This is a genomic window from Moraxella osloensis, assembly GCF_001553955.1.
In the GTDB taxonomy this organism is placed as follows: Bacteria; Pseudomonadota; Gammaproteobacteria; order Pseudomonadales; family Moraxellaceae; genus Faucicola; species Faucicola osloensis.
On the sequence record NZ_CP014234.1, the window covers coordinates 1,755,673 to 1,775,175 of the forward strand.

Here is a 19,503-nt window from a genome sequence, read left to right on the forward strand (position 1 = left end):
CCCGACCGTGAAATCAGGGTTTCAAATGAATTTAATAATAATTTAAGTTAATCTAAGTTTTGAATTTGTTCGATAGCAAACAAAGTTTGTTTAAATGTTTGGGTTTTGCCGTAATAAGAAAACTAAAAATTTTATAAACAATCACTGTCTTAATTTTTTCTTTCAAAATTTGTAAGCATTTGCAATATCACCCTTCTGCCACTTCTATCCACACTACTTACAATGCCTTCCGCTTCCATTCTATCGATTAACCGAGCAGCACGGTTATAGCCGATACTAAATTTGCGCTGAATACTCGATGCTGAAACCTTACCACCTTCTCGGATAAACCTTACCACTTCATCATATAGTGGATCTGGTTGAGATGGGTCATAAAACCGCATGGGTATTTCCTGCATATACGATTCAATCAGTTCATTAATTTCCTGCGACTGAGTCACCACATAATTTTGCCTTTCATCGAGTTGCCATTTTTCACAAGCTTGATTGATTTCAAATTGTGTTGCAAAAATAGGTTGTAGATATTTTGATTCATCACTACCAGAAGGTAAAAATAGCATATCCTCACTGGTTAGCAGTTCTGCACCCGAACTATCTAAAATGGTTTGTGAATCAGATTTAGTATTAACTTCAAAGCTTAGCCGAGTTGGGATATTGGCTCTTATTAATTCTGTAATCACATCCACAGAAGGATAATTAGTTGATAAAATCAAATGAATTCCCGCTGCACAGGCTTTCTGCGCAATGTTGATTATCATTTTTTCATTCAATAATGTACCATCTAGCATCAGCTCTTTTAACTCACTGACGATGACCACAATTCTTGGTAAGGGTTGAAATAGGGCTGAAATCTGCTCAAAATCAATAATGGGATTACCAACCACTCGGTAACGAGCTATTAATTTGCTAAGTTCGTTAGTTTCTTCCATCTTTTGATTGAAGTCCACCAAGTTTCTTGTTTTGGTTAGACTAATTAATCGATAACGACGTTCCATTTCTAACTGACACCAAGCCAAATTTTGAGCGGCATTTTTCCTATCATTAATTGGGGCTATCAGATGTGGTAAGTTTTGATAATCCGTAAACACGGGTTTTTCACTATCAATGAGCATAAGTCTAACGTGCTCAGGGCTATATTGCATCAATATACTCACCATTAAGGTGTGCAACATTTTAGTAATCGTCTCTTTTGAGCGGCCCGCCATTAATAGATGTGGCGCTTTAGTAAGGTTTAAATAAGTTGCCTGTTTTGGGTATTGATACCCCATGAATAAATGAATAGCTTTGTTATCAATTGCAGATTGCTTACTTGCTAGTAGCGACAGTAAGTTGATAGCCAACGGCTCTTCAGCTAACGATAATTGATTTTGCAATTGTGTCGGCAATACCTTTGGTCTAGTATCATCAGACCAAAAAGCGAATGTCGCAATATCACAGCGATTATCCTTAGCTGTAAATGAAATACCATAAAAAATACTGCTTTGCTCTGCGATAAATATTTCCATCGGCTTACTAATTTTTTCTTGGTTACCAAAGTCAAAGTTGTCAGTTGCACTAATATGCATAATAAGTGCTTCATATTTTGGTGATAAATCTGCTACAACCTGAAATTTATTAGCATACCTAGATAAATCATTGAAATTATCATTGGTAGTGCGATAAGAAATAAACCTTGCGGTATTAGTATTTTCAAAACAAATCAAAAAATCATTTTTATCAATGCGTATAAAATTATCATCGCTGGTTACATGGTTGATTGTTGGCACCAAAATATCAACATCATCAGGTTCACACCACATAATTTTGTCAGCGACCTTTACACTGTCGTCACTCATATCATCTTTATTAGTTACGATACCAACTAATAATTCAGCACCGACTTGTTGTTTAAAATCTAGTAATTTTTCGCTATCAAAGTGGGCATTTACAGTAAAAAAAGCAAAATGTGCTTCAACGCCGTTAAAGTTACTATCTTGTTGGTATAAGATGGCAGTCACAGGTAGGTCAGTCTTTGGGTAATAGTTAGTCATTAAGTTGTCCATGATTGATAATCCTGTAGTCGCTATGACAATGATAAATCATTTATTTAAGTACCCAGCTATGGATAAGATCGTATTCTTCTTGTTCACAGCTAAAGCGTTTTGATATGACGCGGCTTGTCTTGCCAATCGCAGGCAAACTGTAATCCCAGAACTCAACTTCAAAAATGGCAAATCCTTCATCATCTAAGGCAATTAAAGTAAGACAAAACTTATCATCGCCATAGCCATATCCTTCATTTCTTTCAATTGGCTCTTCAAAGACCACGTTACATTTGAGACCTAACTGATAGCCATCAAATTTTTCAGGGTGCATGGGGAATTCTTTCCATTCGACATCGGTAATAGTAAATCGTTTCATATTTATATCCAGTAGCCATTAATATTGGAAAAGTATAACAATGATATTGGACATCAGATGTCCGATTGGTTGGTTATAATCGCTCATGATGTTTAAAAAGCTTTTTAAAGTTATTTAAATGTCATTAAATTTTTGGATCGTTATGCTATGATTTTCTTAAACTGGCGTCCAATTAATGGATTGAGACAATTTATGAAATCACAGATAGAAAGACTATTCGCCTTGTATCAAGCGTTGCCTAGGATAGAGTCTCAAGCAAAAACTTTAATCGAATTAGCAAAGCATGAAAATGTCATACAAGCTTACGAGTTGCAAGGTGAACCTAATGACTCCCAAAGGTGCCAAATACAGCGTGATTTGGATAGTCTGAGCGATGCATTAAAACAAGCATTAAAATCAGAAATAGATAAAAAGCCAAAAAAGTATTATTTACCGGCGTCAGCGAATATGGATACAACTGATAGCAGCACAGCAATGCTATTGTTATTGGCAGAAAGTTTTCTTAAAAAAGTTGCGCCAAAAGATTTGCTTGAAAATGCTAAATGGTTGTTTGATGGTGCTAATAATCAATTAGAAGCAAGCAAAAAAGTCAAAAACTGGCGAAAGCGTATTTACTTCAAACCACTTCAAGATGAGTTTAAAGGTATTAAGCCAGAAGATGAATTAACGATCTATCAAGCATTACAGCAAGATGAACCATTGAAAATTATTTATCACAGCCAACAGCATGATGAAGAGCGAGAATATCGAGCTTATCCTGTCAAGATTGTGATTGAGCCACATTGCCGTTTACTGATACTTGAAAATCCGACACATGGAGACACGATGACTTTTTTATTCCATCGGATTAAACACGCGGAAATTATCAAAAATTTCAATGAGTTCCCAGATAGAGTAAGGTTAAATTTAGATAAGATCGAAAAGGAATTACCTAAGCATACAGAATCAATGTTTAGTCGTCAGCCATTAGATTTAAAATTGCATATAGCAGAGCATGAGAGATATCTGATTGAAGATGCACCTGTCTTCGCTAATTATGAAAAATCACAGGTTTCTATTGAAGATGAGGAAGTTGAATTTAGCATATCAAAAGTATTTGTTTCATACTCAGTGCTTAATTATTTGATTGCGCATGCAGATTTAATTTATGTGGCTGAGCCTGAAGAGTTGCGAGACCGAGTGGTTGAGCAGTTAGAAAGTGGGCTTTATAGGTATGGAAATTATGAGAAAGATGAGATTTTAAATATTGTTTAATCTTTTTCAGAATTTTAATTTAGAATTAAAATATGAACACAAGTAGATAACTAAGGAGATAGGAATGACAATGCTTTTTTGTAATATTGGTTGGATGGAAAAATATGACGGATTGCATCTAGGTGATGAAATAAAGAATGGCGGCAGTTTTATAACTGAAAACGAAAGGGGGTTCGAGATATGTAACTTTAGTCAAAGCTCAGATGGTAGGGTTTTTGGCTATGTTCAACCTACTGCCGGAAGTAAAACAGTAAATTTAGAAAGAATTAAAGAAAATGTGAACACCGATTATATTGATGGAGTTACTGTAGTCTGGGTAGCTAACAGAGATGGATTAGGTACAGTTATTGTGGGATGGTATAACAATGCTAGGGTCTATCGTTATTTTCAAGAATTCAAAGGAGAATCAGATCAACATACCTATAGTCAATCCTAAATTATAGTAAGCACCGTTTGCCCTGAGCTTGTCTAAGGGTAACGGTCGTTATGGTTCGACAGGCCTACCACGAACGACCATGTTCGATATAATTCAGTTTTCACTATATAATGAAATCGATGGATATTATATAACAGCCAAATATGAAGACGCTCATCTTCTTGAGGTAGATGAAAGAGTATTCAAATTACCAAGAGGTGAAAAAGGAGGTATTGGTCAAAGTAATATTTGGTATGCTGATCAACCTCTAGGTCAAGAGTTTAAACAGACTGTTAAAAAATATATTTCACAAACTAAGGATGAATTAGATAATAAACCTAAGATTAGAAAAAATATTGATACAATTGCCAAATTAAAAGTGGAAGAAATTGCAATAAACCTAGTATGTGCTTATTATAGAAATCTAGGATATATGGTTGAAAGTGTTGAAAAGGATAATTTAGGATATGACTTAATTGCTACTAATAAGAAAATTAATTTATTAATCGAAGTTAAAGGACTTTCTGGTACTACTAAACAGATAGGCTTATCACCTAATGAATATAATTATTTTCAGTTAAAGAATGAAAATTATCGACTCATAATTATAAATAATGCTTTAGTTGAACCAATTATGACTATTTGTCGTTTTAGTAAAGAGGTTGATAACTGGATAGTTGAAGGTAATAATGATTATAATCTAGATATTATTCCAAAAACTGCAGCAATTATCTCAATTAATTAAATTTAATTAATTAATAGCTCTAAATTTTAAAAAAAACTAAATTAGACTCATGTGGTTCTAATTTAGTTATCTTTTAATGCTAGCTGCTTCAACGCATAGCGTATGATACCACTATGCGTCTGCCCATATTTATCCGCCAGTGCCACCAATAAGTTATACTCATACTCATTTAAAGGCAAGGTATGTGACTTAAATTTTCGGGGCGCTTTGGGGTCTAGGTTTGGCGTTTCATCAGCTGAATTAGCAGTTACGCCATTGACAAAATCATCTTCCGTCAAGGTGGGTGCTTGGGTACGACGTTTAATCATAATGCCAACTCCTTCATCAATTCACTAAACTCAGTAATGGCTTTCGCGTTAGTTGCCTCTATCACGCCTTTACCCTCTGCAAGTACATCGCGGTAAATTTTACGCTCGTGAATAATGGTCGTTAATGGGTTTAACAGCGGAAAATCACTCAAGTATTCCTTGGCTTGAACGACTTCTTTATTTGCCCGGTTGGTCGGTGCTAAGGTTAATAGCCCAAAACACTGCAATTGCTCGTTAAAGCTAAGTGCCTGATCAATCACTTCGGTTAAATGGGGTAGGGTGTCTAAATCCAGCTGCGATGGTTTAAACGGCACAATTAATTTATTAGCCACTAACATCGCGGTGCGTAGCTCTTTACTGTCATGTCCTGCCACATCGACCACGACATACGCATAGCGCTGATTTAAATCTTTAAGGGTACTTTTGATATCACCATATCGCTGGATACAGTGTACCTTTGCTAGACTAGTTTCATCCCGATCTCGGACCCAATTGGCGGAGCTTTGTTGTGGATCAGCATCCACCAAAACCACATCTTTGCCAAGGTTTGCTAAGCTACAAGCAATGTTAATGGCGATGGTGGATTTGCCACAGCCACCTTTTTGACTACCTAACAAAATAATCATAATGACCCTAATTTACTATCAATTTAGAACTAAATGATAACTTATTCAATGGTTAACTAGTTTTTTATTAGTATTGATTATAGTGCATTCATAATTGAAGTCAATCAGGCGTATTTGGTAGTTTTTCTCATGTAGTAGAAATTAAATAAGAAAGGCACAGGTAAGCTTTTTCATATATTTTGTTGATTATAAAATGTATCAAAATACAGACTATATCGAATAAAGAAACCTAGAATATATTTTTCCAACTTTACGGTTATAATCAGATTAACCTTTTTATTCGACTCGTAATATGACCAGACTATCTACTATGCTTTGTGCGATGACCTTTCAAGGCAATGCCAGCAACGGCTTGCAGCAAGATGCATTTTTCTTTGTCGATGATTATTACCAAGAAGCGCTTGGTATTACACCTGTGCGTCAATGTGATGATGCGTTTTGTGTTGCGGTATCCGATGGTGTAGCAGAATCTAATCTATCGCAATATGCTAGCCTTAAGACAGTTAAAACAGTCAAACAACTGTGGCAAAACTACTTAGACAATTCAAATCAATCGCCGGTTATGGATATCTCAAAGATTTATGAAAAAGTCGCAACCCTACCAAAACGCTTTTATGGCGCATCCGCGACGCTTGCCTTAGTCTATCGAACGTTTGCAAAGGACAACCAGTCCAATTCATCTGTGGTTATCAAACATATTGGTGATAGTCGTGTCTATCATTTTTCAGCTATGACAAAAACATGGCGATGTATCACTCGTGATCATAATTTGCTGAATCAAATAGTAGATGAGCAAGCCGCAGCAGAAAATCGCCAAGCCGACTTTGGCAAATACAACCAAGAGGGCATGGCAAGCCCGCTTTACGCATTAACCGATTGTTTGATTGCCGATAGTGATTTAGACAACAATCCAATGCCTGCTTATGACAGTCAAACGTTGGCGGTGTCATCTGACGATTGCTTGGTTGTTTGTACCGATGGCGTACATGACTTAGTGCCATGTGAAGAATGGCAAAATATCGATAAGCATACCGATTTACAAGCATGGCTTAAACAGTTACGTAAGCAGATTTATGCCGCTAAAGGTCGTGCTTATGATAACGCAACAGCAATTTTAGTAAGGTTTGATAAGCATTAAAGCGAAAAGGCGTGTGTGAAATGGAAAATAATTTGTCAGTACTTGATAGTGACATTGTAAAAGTCGATAAATATGAACCACATAAAATTGCCAATGGCAAAAATGAAGTCACTTTTTTTGTGGCAAGTGATAAGGTTGATTTGGCGGATTTGCAACGCTATCGGATACAGGCGCAAACGGATTATTTGATTGCGATTAATGGCACTGGTAAAGATTTGGCGTGCTTGAAACTAGCGGACAATGTAATTACTTGTTTACCCCATGAAATAGAAATTGTTATGTTCGCTTTTAAGTCATTGGTTCTTAATGATAGTTTTATGGGTTTTGAATGGAATGACATAAGGTCAGCCATTCACAAGAGAAAGCATGTCCAATTCATTCAAGGTTTTGCCACTGATAAAAATTATGTGGCAAACGCTTGTGATAAGCTAATAGCAAAATTACCTACCATAAAAAGTGATTTTTTCTTAAAAGCTGTCATGGTTAGTACGTTTGCTGACGATAGCTTTGGTTTTGACCAAATGGCGTGTATTACCGAACGCCTTCAAGAAAATTTAAACATTGATCCAGCTAATATATTTTATCAATTGTATTGGTTTGAGGAATTTGATTATTGGCAAAAAGAGGAACAGGGTTGCTGCATCTGTATGTTTTTGGTTTATGCCGATAAAGAAGATGATATTGAGCCAGTTACTATAGAACAGAATATACCAAAGAAAACACTTGAAACAACGCAAATAGCAGGTAATCCAATTCGTGAGTATCTTAAACGACAACAACATAATAAAAAATCATAATCAGTGTGAAAATCATTAAAAGTTATAAATCAAACAAGGGGGTAATATGCTCGAATATCTGAAATTTGCTTCATTTACTAAAGAAAACAATGGCAAGAAATGGGAACACAAATTATATGAGCCTAACAAATTAGCGGATAGTTTCAATCTCATCACCTACTTCATTGCCAATGACGATGTTGATGCCGAACAAGTCCAGCAATATCGAGAAGCCACAAAAACTGAAGTTCTTATTGCTCTAAATACCACTGGTAAGAGTTACGACTGCTTAAAAATTGCAAACAGCATTATTTATTGTGACTCAGATGAAATAGAGTTGGCAATTTATGGTCTGTCTTTTATGAATGCATATGGTAATTTTATCGGTATAGACTGGTATGACGTAAAAATGGCACTTTCATATGGAAAAAATATTCAATTTCTACATAGTTCTGCAACTGGTGAAGATTATATAGCGGTTGCTTGCAAACAACTGTTAAAAAAATTTAAGGCTTACACTTCTAACTATACGTTAAAAGCTGTATTGGTTAACACTTTTACAGATATTGGTTTCAATTTTGACCAACAAGAATTTATTAATAATCAAGTGCAAGAAAATATTGATGTCGATGAGGTTGATATTTTTTATCAAGTTAATTTTTTTGAGGAATTTGATTCTTGGAAACAGGGTGAGCAAGGTTGTTGTATTTGTATGTTCCTAGTTTATTCGGATGAAGAAAATGATATTGAATCAGTCAATATAGAACAGAATATGCCAAAGCAGCCAACTAAGCCAACTGAAGGGACCGGTAATTCAATTAAAGAATATCTCAGACGACAATGGTAAAGGAATAAAAATGGATAATAAAAGCAAATTAATTGATTTTGCCGAACACCTTAAACAAGCTGATGGCTTACTCATCACCGCAGGCGCAGGGATGGGCGTGGATTCAGGTTTACCTGACTTTCGGGGCGATCAAGGCTTTTGGAAAGCCTATCCACCGCTCAAGCATCTGGGCAAAAGCTTTGTCGATATGGCGACGCCAGAACTGTTCCACACCGATCCAAAATTGGCTTGGGGGTTTTATGGTCTCAGGCTCAATGCATATCGAGCGGTAGAACCGCATCAAGGTTTTCATCTACTTAAAAAATGGTCAGAAACATTACTCAATCTTAAAAACGGCTCATTTGTGTTTACCAGTAATGTCGATGGTGAGTTCCAAAAGGTCGGATTTGACGATGATAAGGTTTTTGAATGTCACGGCTCAATTCATTGGCTACAATGCTTAGATAATTGTATCCGTGATATCTGGTCAGCAGATAATTATACACCTATGGTTGATGAAGAATACTGCCAATTAACCAATGAATTTCCAAGCTGTCCACACTGCGGCGGAATCGCTCGTCCCAATATTTTGATGTTTGATGACTGGAAATGGCAAGAACAACATCAATCACCCAAAGAATATCAACTTGAACAATGGCTGTTTAATGTCAAAAAATTGGCGATTATCGAACTGGGAGCAGGGACAGCCATTCCTACGGTTCGTAAGTTTGGGGAAAGATTAGTATGTTACCCGATTAATGAATCGGTGAGTTTTTTGCGTGTCAATTTGCGAGAACCGCAAGTGCCTGAGAAGGATAATTGTTTTGGGGTGGATTTGGGGGCGTTGGCTGCTTTAGTGAACTTAGGAGTTATTTTAAAATCTGATATATAGACAAAATTTTAATGATAAAATTCGATATTCCATTTTAAAGAGGTAATTATCAAAATGCAACCTTTGACTAATATTCATAAAATGATTATGGGTAATAAAATCTTGGTTCCTAATTATCAGAGAGCCTATTCTTGGGATATCAGTAAAAAGAAGGAGGAAAAAAAACAGGTTGAAACATTTTTAATTGACTTGGAAGAATATAGTAGGAGTAGTCGTAATACGTCTTACTATTTTGGTCATTTTCTCTTCAAGAGTTTGGAAAATGACAAATACCACATTATCGATGGACAACAACGATTAACAACAATCATTATATTCCTCTCTGCTCTATTTAAGCGGTTAAAAGAAATTAGACAATTAAATGAATCTGAGCTTGAATTAATAGAAGATATACTTATTCGTCGTGATAAAGCACATTTTAGTACTGTCGCATATGACGATTTCTTTTTTAAATCCTATATTATTAAGCAAAGTGAGCTTTACAGAGAGTCTTTAACAACGGCATCTAGTAAGAGGCTAGCCGATGCTTTCGATTATTTTAATAAATGCTTGGAATATAAAGATGAATTATATATCACTAACATGATTGAAGTGGTAACAAATGCAAAATGCACAACTCACGAAGTTTCTAATGAAGCTGAAGCAATTCAGATGTTTATTTTTCAAAATAATAGAGGTAAGAAACCGTCAAACTTAGAAATTATCAAAGCCATGTTTATGTATCATATCCACCTGTATTCTAAAAAAGATGAAGTTGAGATAATTTTAGAAGATATGCAGGAGAGATTTACTAATATTTACACTAAGATATCTAACATTGAAAATTACGTTGATGAAGATGATGTATTAAATTATACGATGAGAGTGCATTTTAACTCTATATGGGAGGATGGTAGCTTAAAAAGGTTTAACGAAATTTTAGGTAAAGGGTGCTCAGTAGACTTTATCAAAAGTTTTACAGAGTCTCTTAGTATGAGCTTCGAATATTTATCAGCATTTTTTCATCAAGATCAAAAGAACAATCTGAAGTTTCATTCATTAATCACGCTTGGAGGTATTGGTATAGCATTACCTTTCGTCATTAAAGCTTATAAATTTAATATTAGTATACAAGATAAAGAAAAACTATTTGAAGCATTAGAGTCTATTATGTTACGAGATAAGCTTATAGGTACTCGTGCAGATATACGTTCAAGGATAAGTTATGTGTATGAGAATTTTACAGTTGAAAAGCCTAGTATCGATTTAATCATTGAACAAATTGATTATTTAAAAAATGTTAAGCGTAAAGAAGATTGGTGGTCATCATATTGGAATGATGAAAATCTTGATGAAGCACTAAATGGTAATATTCATCGTTCAATAGCTAAATTTTTGCTATGGAAGTATGAAGTGGAACTAAGTAAGCTAGGCAAATCAGGATATAAAATTAGTAGATTTGATGATATTGAGTTCCCCCATTTAGAACATATAGCCCCCATTACTGAACCTAACACAAAACCACATGGGTATAATGAGTATTCTGAAGAATTTATCAACCAATACTTAAATTGTATCGGCAACTATTTATTAATATCGCAATCTCATAACTGTAGTATTAGCAATAGTATTTTTGAAGATAAACTTGCAGATTATAAGTATTTAAATCAACAAGTTGAAATCAGAGATTTTATTGATAATGGTAAGCTTTGGGATATTGAGGCAATTAATAAAAGAAAAAATAAAATCATAAACATGTTGAAGAATAAAATTTAGTAGTCAAGCTATTAAGATTTTAGCAACTGAAAATATATATGCTCTAATATTCATTGTATCCATAACTTACACTATTGGCGACGTATACGGCTGTAACTAACAGCTCATCGTCTTGCTATCTGCTCTAAATATCTAATCCGATGACACGCTGATTTTCTTAGGCGATGTCATCGATAGGGGAGCAGATAGTAAAGGCGTGCTTGATACTATCATGCAATATCAGATTCTTTGTCATGTTATTTTGATAAAGGGCAACCACGAAGAAATGATGCTAGGTGCAGTTTACGAGCGAGAATATCTCAAATACTGGCTAAAATTTGGTGGTATCGAAACCCTACAATCTTTTGGCGTAACCTTTGGCGTAACCATTGATTTGCAAGGGCTACTGCAAATTCCTTATGTTTACTACAAACTGTTAAAAACGAGTCTGCCTTATTACCAAACAGATGATTTTATCTTTACCCATGCCACACCCTTGCCACACACACCTACCAATGGACAAACAAACCGATGACAGTTTACGCTGGCGATTTATTCCGCACGATGGACAAGAAGATCACATCTCAGGCAAAACCATCATTTGCGGACATTCAGCACAAAAAAACGGCAAAGTTTACCATCAAAATGGCTTAATTTGTGTCGATACCTTCGCACATGGCGGTGGTTATCTGACAGCGATTGAAGTTAGTCAAATGAGGATTTATCAAGTCGATTTAAATGGCAATGTGCAACATTTTGATTTAGCCAAACTTTAGCATTTTAGGAAAAATAATGCCTAGTATCATGGAAAAAAACCGTGGCGAACGCTTAATTCTGCTATATCAGAATTTACCCAAAGGCGAAAAAAATGCCAAAACCTTAAGCGAGCTTCTAGCCATTTTTAACCCTATAGGCGAAAAAGCACAGAGCCGAGCCAAACTGCTAGAAAAAGACTTAATTTCTTTATATTTACTGTTTGGCGATAACTCAATTTGCCGCATTCCAAAATGGACGAATGAAAGTATCGCAGGCAAAACGCCAAAATATTACCTTCACCCCAACTTTACCTTAGACAGCTTTGACAACGAAAACCTATTCTTTTGGGAAATGCTCGATAAATTTACTGCCAACTATTTACCGAAGGATATTCACAACACCCTAACTGCCAAGATTGCGAATGTAAAAAATCATCAGAATCTGCAATATCACATTAGTCAGCTTGGGCAATGGAAAAACCACCTATTTACGATACCAAGTTTATTGCAAGCGCCTAAATACGATGACGCTATTATCAATAAGATTCATCAAGCCATTATCGATGGCAAAAAATTAGAAATCCGTTATCTAGCAAAATGGGCAAATGAGCCTGTTACGCGGTGGGTTTATCCCAGAGGATTGATATTTATCGATAATATGATTTACCTAACTGCTTTTTACAAAGTAGAGGAGAGTATATCGACGGCTGAAAAAGTCTATTTAGATGCTAACCGCAATTACGCCATCATACGCATCCAATCCGTACAGATTTTAGAAGAGCCAATACCCAATTGGGTGAATGATTTAAGTTTGGAAGAATTAAGTCGAAAAGGCGTGCTTGAAACCCATTTAACGCAGCGAGGAAAGCCAATTATATTAAGGCTTAAAATTAATCATATTGCTGCCCAACATCTGACCGAGCGGCCGTTGTCAAACGATCAAACTTTAGAAAAGATGGATGAAAAAAACTTACTACTTACAGCGACCGTAATGAATACCGTAAGGCTTGAAGATTGGCTAATCAGTATGTCGCATATGTCAGAAGTCATTGAGCCTGTTAAGCTTAGAGAAATAATTATTGATAGATTAACGGATGGACTGAATCAATACACCAAATAAAATTATCAAATAGTAGCTTTAGATTAAAATTAAAACAATGTCAAATTAGTGATAATTAAAAACCAAATTAGAACTAATTTTATGTTAAGGATTTAAGATTAACATGCTTTTTTATGTCATTTATAAGTATTATCCATAACTACCCAATTTAATCGTAAAGCCAACAAAACCTTGGCGAAAAAGCTGCTATTCCTAAAGCAATCTACGTGATCGATGAACTATCCTTAATCGTGGTAGTTAAAGTATTTAAACCTACATTAAAACGTCAAGTGAGTGTGATGGCTGTCAATAAGTTATTGCAACAACATCATATCGACCCTACCGTCAGCAGCAAAGATGATTCTACTTATGGGTTTATTGTTTTGGTAAAACTAAACCAAAATATGTCACGGCAACAACAAGCTGAAAAAGTGTTGGATCAATTGACTATTCATTGGCAATGGGCTGAATAAATTGCTAAATAATAAAAGCAACAGCCTGACTAGGCGATGGCACAAGATAAGCGGCAGTATGCGTAGGCTTATTTCACCGCATAGGATAAAAAGTGTTCAACGATACCCCAATTTAAGTACTAATCCAAATGGCCGGAAAATCTGATTAATCGTATTGACACTATAATTGCCATTGTCATTTTCCACGTCAGAAATCGTTTTACGAGAGAACTTGACCAATGTTGCAAACGCATCTTGTTTAACCCCTAGTATATCAATACGGAGTTTCTTTAGCAGTTCACCTTGGGTCAATTCACCTTGCATAAATTGCTCAATCACTTGGTCTCGGGCCTGCGTGCGACTTAATCCTTGTAAATCGGGTGCGGCATCAGACGCCCGCTGACGATTTAGTAAGTTATTCATAGCAATCCCCAGTCTTGTAAGCGTTTTGGCAAATAATCAAACGCAATCGCTGGATGCAATAAGATTTTTTCACTGACGCCTCGTTGTTGCAATCGATTCGGTAAATCGACCAATTTCTCGGCAGTTTGCTTAAGTTCTTCAAGTAAAATTGAAGGCTCTATCAAATCTGACAAGCTCTCACAGATGGCGATAAAGTTATAACGACCTTGAAAAAGCATACCAATTATCGGTTAGGTAATGCTTAAAGCTGTAATCACCAAGATAAGCGATTTCAATCAAGTTATACTCGTCAAAAGTGAGTTCAGCAATGTCCTGCCATTGTTGATCTAAAAAACCCTGGAAGGTTAGAGAGTGTTTCATAGAGAATTTAATGAGTGATATATTACTTATTATAAGAATATTCACTCGTTTATGAAAGATATAGGTTACATAATATTTATCACACAAACTTCTCAAACAACCCTAGCAGCTCATCTTCACTCAGCTTGATATCGCCCTCATGGTCAGTGCTTAGGATAGATTGAGCTAGTTCGGCTTTATTTTTTTGCATATCTAAGATTTTCTCTTCAATGCTTTGGTTGGTGATGAGTTTATACACAAACACAGGTTTGTCTTGCCCAATCCGCCATGCCCTATCAGAGGCTTGGTCTTCGGCGGCAGGGTTCCACCAAGGGTCATAATGAATCACCGTGTCAGCGGTGGTCAAGTTTAGTCCCACGCCGCCCGCTTTTAGGCTAATCAAAAACACAGGCACTTGCCCCGATTGGAATGCCTCAATCGCCTCACTACGTTTTTTGGTTTGCCCGGTTAGCTTGCTAAAGCCGATGTTTTCACTCTGCAGTCGCTGCTCGATTAGGGCAAGCATACTGGTAAATTGAGAAAATATCAGAACTTTCCGTCCCTCAGCCACCATATCGGTGACGGTTTCTATCAGATAATCGAGTTTGGCAGAGTGCATGGCTTTGGATTTGACCGCGCTTTTACCCTTCGGCAAGCTATCTAAATTTAACAAGCTAGGATGACAACAGACTTGACGTAATTTGAGCAAGGCATCTAAAATCTGAATTTGACTGCGTTTAAAACCTTGCTGGGCGATGATTTGTTTGATACTGTCTTGCATGGTGGCTCGCACCGCTTCATACAGCTTGGACTGCTCGTCATTCATGTCAATATTGACTTCGATGGTGGTTTTGGGCGGTAGTTCTTTCGCAACGTCGGTTTTTAAACGTCGAAGCATGAAGGGTTTGATTCTATTGACCAGTCGTTCCCGTTTTCGGTTATCGCCTTTTTTCTCAATCGGATGGCGGTAGTGTTTGTTAAACACGTCTTGACTGCCCAAAAACCCTGGCATCAGAAAATAAAACAGTGACCACAGTTCGCCTAGATGATTTTCCATCGGCGTGCCTGTCAAACACAGACGATGTTTGGCGGTGAGTGAGCGTAGCACTTGCGCCGATTTACTGTGGGGATTTTTGATGTTTTGCGCTTCATCAAGAATGATTTGGTGGAATTGGTGAGTTTTCAACAGCTCTTTATCTCGCACCACGAGCGGATAGGTAGTGAGGACGATGTCATGCTGTTTGATTTTGTCAAAATCATCATGGCGATTTGCCCCATGCAGTAGCAAAACCGACAACTCTGGGGTGAATTTTTCGGTTTCTTTTTGCCAGTTGTGCATGAGCGACGTGGGTGCAACGATGAGTACAGGTCGCTCGGTCAAATGCCCTGCTTGTTTTTCCATGAGGATATGAGCCAGCGTTTGGGCGGTTTTGCCCAGCCCCATGTCATCAGCTAATATACCGCCATGTTCAGTCTGTGCCAAAAACTGCAGCCAAGCCAAGCCTTGCTGCTGATAGGGTCGTAATTCCCCAATAAATCCTTGTGGCGTAGGTAAATTTGACTGATAGCCTGCTTTAAGCTTTTCGCTAAAAGTTTTAAGTTTTTCTGGCATTTGCCATGCCATGCCAAGCGTGTGTTCAAGGTCAACTAACTGCTGAGCGTCATACCTATCAATTTTTCGCTCGTTTTGTGATAACAGATGGGTTAAATTTTGCAAAATTGGCAAAATATCTTTAAAAGCCACTGCCAATGCAGGACGACCTTGTCCGACATTGATGGCAAATAGATGGTCTTTGTCAAACAGTTGCTCGATATTTTTATGCATCAGATAAGGATATTGCTCAAGCAAATACGCCACGATATTGAGTAAATCATATCGATGCCCTTCGCTATCACTGATTGTTGCTCCGATTTCAAACCAATGATTGCCATCATCGCCGTTTTCGCCTGTCAAAGGTTCGACAAGCAATTCTAGGTTTTGGGAAAGGTCAGCGTTAATTGGGCTATCGGCTAAATGCTCGACTTGCCAGCCGATTTCATGGAATTTATCGATGGGTAATAAAGTACTTAAGGCTTGATTGTGCTCAATGGTGGCTTGATGTCGGCTGACAGTTGAGCCGATTTTGAGCCATTCAAAGGTGTTACATTGTTTTTTTAACCCCCGTATGGCTTTGTTTTCCGCTTTAATATCTCGGTATTGCTGATAGCGTTTACCATTTTTTTGGGTAGTAAAAAATGGGATTTCAGCGTCCATTCGGGCAGGGATTTCACCGGTTTCATAGGCAAAGCTAAGCTCGGCTTTGACATATTGTTTGTCTATCCATTGCTGTTGCCAGTAGTCTCGTCGCATATTGTAGGGCAATTGCTGCGTATCAATATGACCAAAGCGAATGATTGGCTGTGGCGTCCCATAGATTTTTTCAATCGGTTGCAGGTTTTTAGGTTTGGGCAGTTTTTGCGTCATTTGATGACTGGATAAAACCTCTGCTACGTCATTTGCCATGGCTTTGGGAATCACAGGCATGGTCAGCAATCGGTACAAGACGTCATTGGGCATATCGCCAATCGCCTCGCTATTGACCAAGCCGATTTTGCCGTTGGCGTGATGGATATAGGTCAAAGGCTTAGTCAATAGGATATCAAGATTTTCGGTTTGCCCAAACCCATGGCGATATTGGTTGCTATCAAGCAAACTAAATTGCAGTTTTTCGCCGTATTGGGTGGGCTCTTGCCATTCAATGGTCAGCGTTAAAATCTCATCAGTCCAAGTGATAGGGTGAAATTGCGCTGCTCGCCAATCCTTATCCCAGTGGGCTTTATCATACAAAATTTTATCGTTGATAAGCTGCTGTAATAAGTTTAGCGGGAGGTCGTTCGCTATCATACTATGCTGCGCAAAAGCGGCACGGTCTTGGTCTTTGACATGGTCATAAATTTGAGTAAATAAGGCTTTTGTCGTAATAGGAATTGAATAGCTGTAGTAAACATTGCTGTACTGTGTATAGGTTTTAGCTTCACGGATTTCGCCTGATTTGATACGGCGAACTTTGATAAGCTCAAGCTGTAATTGACCAAATTTATGTTCAATTAGATAGACAAAGGGCGAGGGCTCGCTAGTGGCGCTGGGGTTTTTTTGGGTTTTAGCCAATTCTTTTAAATTTTGGTTTAAATTTTTAAGCCAAAGTTTGGCTTCGTCATGTTGTTTGCTATTATGAACATTTGGGCTGTTAAAATTATTAATAGGCGATGCATTTAAACGTTTGGCTAATGTATCGGTGATATCTTGATACTCTATTGGATTATCAAACTGAGCAATCTTCTGCATTAACTCTTGCATAAATTCTTGATTCTGAACCAAAAACTTCTTCATTGGGTCGTTTTTTTCGTCTTCTTGGTCTCGAAAAAGCCGTGCCAAAGCTGCCCCATGCTTACAAAAACTGCCGACAGGGCAGGTACAATCACTTTGGGTGATACGCTGACTGGCTTTGTGATAGGCAATTTGGGTATGGTATTTTTTCGTGCCTTTAATATCGGCTTGTAATTGAGTGGTTTGAGCCGTTTCGGTTCGCTCAAGGCTTTCAAGGTTGATTCTGCTGACATATTCAAGGCTACGACTGATAGTCTGGCTATTAAATTTATGCAGTAAATTGGCGAGGGTGGTGATAGATTTTGACATAAGACTGAATATTTTTAGATGTAAATAAATAGGCAAGCGTTTTTAATTAAAGTAATGGTAGAAAGCACTCGACATTTAACCTTTATTAGCTATCATGCCACTAAGAATACTTGCCACCGGGTAAATTAACTGCAAAGAAACACTTTCAAGCTTAACAAAGCCTTCATGTTGATAATACACTCAATGGCTATATGTACGTCGAATTTCTTTAGATTATATTTATTCTAACATTTTTCATTTGTAAAATGTTAGAATAAATATATAATACATTTGTAAAAAGTAAATTTAAGAATTAGAGTTCGTTATGCAGCGTCATATTTTAGCAAAATTAAAAACTTGGTATGAAAAATCCACTCGCAAACCTCTGGTGATTCAAGGTGCTAGACAAGTCGGAAAAACTTGGCTAATGAAGCATTTTGGCGAGCAACATTTTGCTAAAGTTGCTTATATCAATTTTGATAATAACGAACGTATGAAAGTCCTTTTTGAAGGTGACTTTGATGTCCATCGTTTGTTGCTAGGCTTACAGATTGAGTCAGGTGTTGACATTGAGCCAGAAAATACGTTACTCATTTTTGATGAAATTCAAGAAGTACCGAAAGCCTTATCATCGCTCAAATATTTTTATGAGAATATGCCTCAGATGTCAATTCTGTCGGCAGGGTCATTGCTGGGGATCGCAATTCATCAAGGTTTGTCCTTTCCTGTGGGAAAAGTGGAGTTCTTAGCCCTTTATCCGATGGATTTCATTGAGTTTTTATGGGCGATGGGTGATGATAAATTGGTAAAACTGCTACAAAGCCAAGATTGGGGATTAATCACCGCTATGAAGAGCAAATATATTGAGCGTTTACGACAGTATTATTTTGTTGGTGGTATGCCTGAAGCGGTAAAAACCTTTGTTGACGGCCAAAATTTTGAGGCAGTAAGATATGTGCAAAATAATTTACTACTCGCTTATGAGTATGATTTTTCCAAGCATATTCAGGATAATAGCATCATCTCTAAAGTGCGAGCCGTATGGCAAAGCTTACCTGAGCAGCTTGCTAAGGAAAACAAAAAGTTTGTCGCCACTCAAGCACAGTCTGGGGCAAGATTAAAGGACTTCGAATCCGCTATTCAATGGTTAGTAGCGAGTGGATTGGTCCATCAAATCTTTAGAATTACCAAGCCGAATCTGCCATTAGGTGGCTATCAAGACAATGTGTTTAAACTATATTTTGTGGATGTGGGATTATTGACTGCTAAAACAGGGTTGGATGTCAGTGTTTTATTAGCGGGTAATCGGCTATTTACTGAATTTAAAGGGGCATTGACGGAACAGTATGTGTTGCAGCAGTTATTAGTGAGCGGTTTAGAGCCTATCTTTTATTGGGGCCTTGAACGTGCGGTAGCAGAAGTAGATTTTGTAGTACAACATAGTAGTCAAATCATACCAATAGAGGTGAAAGCAGAAGAAAACCTTAAGGCTAAAAGTTTGCGGTCGTATTATGATAAGTTTAAACCTGATAAAGTCTTTAGAACCTCAATGTCAGATTATCGTAAACAAGATTGGCTAGTTAATCTGCCATTATACGCTTTGGCAAATTTTAGGTCGCTAGAATAACACATATAGACGATGTGTTAGAAAGCTTTACTAATGATT

The 19,503-nt window shown here is 37.1% G+C and carries 20 protein-coding genes; 13 read left to right on the forward strand and 7 right to left on the reverse strand.

Going from position 1 to position 19,503, the window contains the following annotated elements:
- Positions 1–149 precede the first annotated feature (149 nt).
- Both AXE82_RS07730 and AXE82_RS07735 read right to left on the reverse strand, forming a co-directional pair.
- Entirely contained in the window at positions 150–2,042 is a 1,893-nt protein-coding gene (locus AXE82_RS07730; protein ID WP_065252140.1) for an FtsK/SpoIIIE domain-containing protein, read from the reverse strand.
- 40 nt (positions 2,043–2,082) lie between these two features.
- A complete protein-coding gene (locus AXE82_RS07735; RefSeq protein WP_147285571.1) occupies positions 2,083–2,400 on the reverse strand; it encodes a hypothetical protein in 318 nt (105 codons plus the stop codon).
- 147 nt (positions 2,401–2,547) lie between these two features.
- On the opposite strand from AXE82_RS07735, the gene AXE82_RS07740 reads away from it, so the two are divergent.
- The 3 genes from AXE82_RS07740 to AXE82_RS07750 all read left to right on the forward strand — a co-directional run bounded on the left by AXE82_RS07740 (position 2,548) and on the right by AXE82_RS07750 (position 4,814).
- Entirely contained in the window at positions 2,548–3,654 is a 1,107-nt protein-coding gene (locus AXE82_RS07740) for a helix-turn-helix transcriptional regulator (RefSeq protein ID WP_082741437.1), read from the forward strand.
- A 64-nt stretch (positions 3,655–3,718) separates the two neighbouring features.
- Entirely contained in the window at positions 3,719–4,090 is a 372-nt protein-coding gene (locus tag AXE82_RS07745) for a hypothetical protein (RefSeq protein WP_062333290.1), read from the forward strand.
- 79 nt (positions 4,091–4,169) lie between these two features.
- Positions 4,170–4,814, forward strand: a complete 645-nt coding sequence (locus AXE82_RS07750) for a protein NO VEIN domain-containing protein (RefSeq protein ID WP_062333292.1) — start codon at positions 4,170–4,172, stop codon at positions 4,812–4,814.
- Between the two features lie 62 nt (positions 4,815–4,876).
- On the opposite strand, the gene AXE82_RS07755 is transcribed toward AXE82_RS07750, so the two are convergent.
- Complete coding sequence (locus tag AXE82_RS07755; protein WP_062333294.1) at positions 4,877–5,122, reverse strand: hypothetical protein; 246 nt, start codon at positions 5,120–5,122, stop codon at positions 4,877–4,879.
- The gene (locus tag AXE82_RS07760) at positions 5,119–5,748 is read right to left on the reverse strand and encodes an AAA family ATPase (RefSeq protein WP_062333297.1); all 630 of its coding nucleotides are present in this window, start codon (positions 5,746–5,748) and stop codon (positions 5,119–5,121) included. The genes AXE82_RS07755 and AXE82_RS07760 overlap by 4 nt, the downstream gene beginning before the upstream one ends.
- 292 nt (positions 5,749–6,040) lie before the next feature.
- Here AXE82_RS07760 and AXE82_RS07765 point away from each other — a divergent pair, with 292 nt between their 5' ends.
- The 9 genes from AXE82_RS07765 (at position 6,041) to AXE82_RS07805 (ending at position 13,441) form a co-directional block, all read left to right on the forward strand.
- Positions 6,041–6,886 (forward strand): PP2C family protein-serine/threonine phosphatase, encoded by an 846-nt coding sequence (locus AXE82_RS07765; RefSeq protein ID WP_065252139.1) that lies wholly within the window; start codon positions 6,041–6,043, stop codon positions 6,884–6,886.
- Positions 6,887–6,906: 20 nt separating this feature from the next.
- The gene (locus AXE82_RS07770) at positions 6,907–7,683 is read left to right on the forward strand and encodes a hypothetical protein (protein WP_062333302.1); all 777 of its coding nucleotides are present in this window, start codon (positions 6,907–6,909) and stop codon (positions 7,681–7,683) included.
- A 46-nt stretch (positions 7,684–7,729) separates the two neighbouring features.
- The gene (locus AXE82_RS07775; RefSeq protein ID WP_062333305.1) at positions 7,730–8,509 is read left to right on the forward strand and encodes a hypothetical protein; all 780 of its coding nucleotides are present in this window, start codon (positions 7,730–7,732) and stop codon (positions 8,507–8,509) included.
- Between the two features lie 10 nt (positions 8,510–8,519).
- Positions 8,520–9,380: an SIR2 family NAD-dependent protein deacylase gene (locus AXE82_RS07780; protein ID WP_062333308.1), complete on the forward strand. Its 861-nt coding sequence runs from the start codon at positions 8,520–8,522 to the stop codon at positions 9,378–9,380.
- A gap of 54 nt (positions 9,381–9,434) precedes the next feature.
- Positions 9,435–11,135, forward strand: a complete 1,701-nt coding sequence (locus AXE82_RS07785) for a DUF262 domain-containing protein (protein ID WP_062333310.1) — start codon at positions 9,435–9,437, stop codon at positions 11,133–11,135.
- 196 nt (positions 11,136–11,331) lie between these two features.
- A complete protein-coding gene (locus AXE82_RS07790) occupies positions 11,332–11,649 on the forward strand; it encodes a hypothetical protein (protein WP_237049448.1) in 318 nt (105 codons plus the stop codon).
- Positions 11,630–11,890: a hypothetical protein gene (locus AXE82_RS07795; protein WP_062333316.1), complete on the forward strand. Its 261-nt coding sequence runs from the start codon at positions 11,630–11,632 to the stop codon at positions 11,888–11,890. The genes AXE82_RS07790 and AXE82_RS07795 overlap by 20 nt, the downstream gene beginning before the upstream one ends.
- A 16-nt stretch (positions 11,891–11,906) precedes the next feature.
- Entirely contained in the window at positions 11,907–12,989 is a 1,083-nt protein-coding gene (locus AXE82_RS07800) for a helix-turn-helix transcriptional regulator (protein ID WP_062333319.1), read from the forward strand.
- A gap of 206 nt (positions 12,990–13,195) precedes the next feature.
- Entirely contained in the window at positions 13,196–13,441 is a 246-nt protein-coding gene (locus AXE82_RS07805; protein ID WP_062333322.1) for a hypothetical protein, read from the forward strand.
- Positions 13,442–13,537: 96 nt separating this feature from the next.
- Here the strand turns inward: AXE82_RS07805 and AXE82_RS07810 are convergent, their stop codons facing one another.
- The 3 genes from AXE82_RS07810 to AXE82_RS07820 all read right to left on the reverse strand — a co-directional run bounded on the left by AXE82_RS07810 (position 13,538) and on the right by AXE82_RS07820 (position 17,858).
- Positions 13,538–13,843, reverse strand: coding sequence for a helix-turn-helix domain-containing protein (locus AXE82_RS07810; RefSeq protein ID WP_062333324.1), 306 nt, complete (start codon positions 13,841–13,843; stop codon positions 13,538–13,540).
- Positions 13,840–14,061 carry a hypothetical protein gene (locus tag AXE82_RS07815; RefSeq protein ID WP_062333327.1) on the reverse strand — a complete coding sequence of 74 codons (222 nt, stop codon included), beginning with the start codon at positions 14,059–14,061 and terminating at the stop codon, positions 13,840–13,842. Before AXE82_RS07815 ends, AXE82_RS07810 begins: the two co-directional genes overlap by 4 nt.
- A gap of 221 nt (positions 14,062–14,282) precedes the next feature.
- Complete coding sequence (locus AXE82_RS07820; RefSeq protein ID WP_062333329.1) at positions 14,283–17,858, reverse strand: DEAD/DEAH box helicase; 3,576 nt, start codon at positions 17,856–17,858, stop codon at positions 14,283–14,285.
- Positions 17,859–18,162: 304 nt separating this feature from the next.
- Here AXE82_RS07820 and AXE82_RS07825 point away from each other — a divergent pair, with 304 nt between their 5' ends.
- Complete coding sequence (locus tag AXE82_RS07825; protein WP_062333332.1) at positions 18,163–19,464, forward strand: ATP-binding protein; 1,302 nt, start codon at positions 18,163–18,165, stop codon at positions 19,462–19,464.
- The last annotated feature ends 39 nt before the right edge of the window (positions 19,465–19,503 follow it).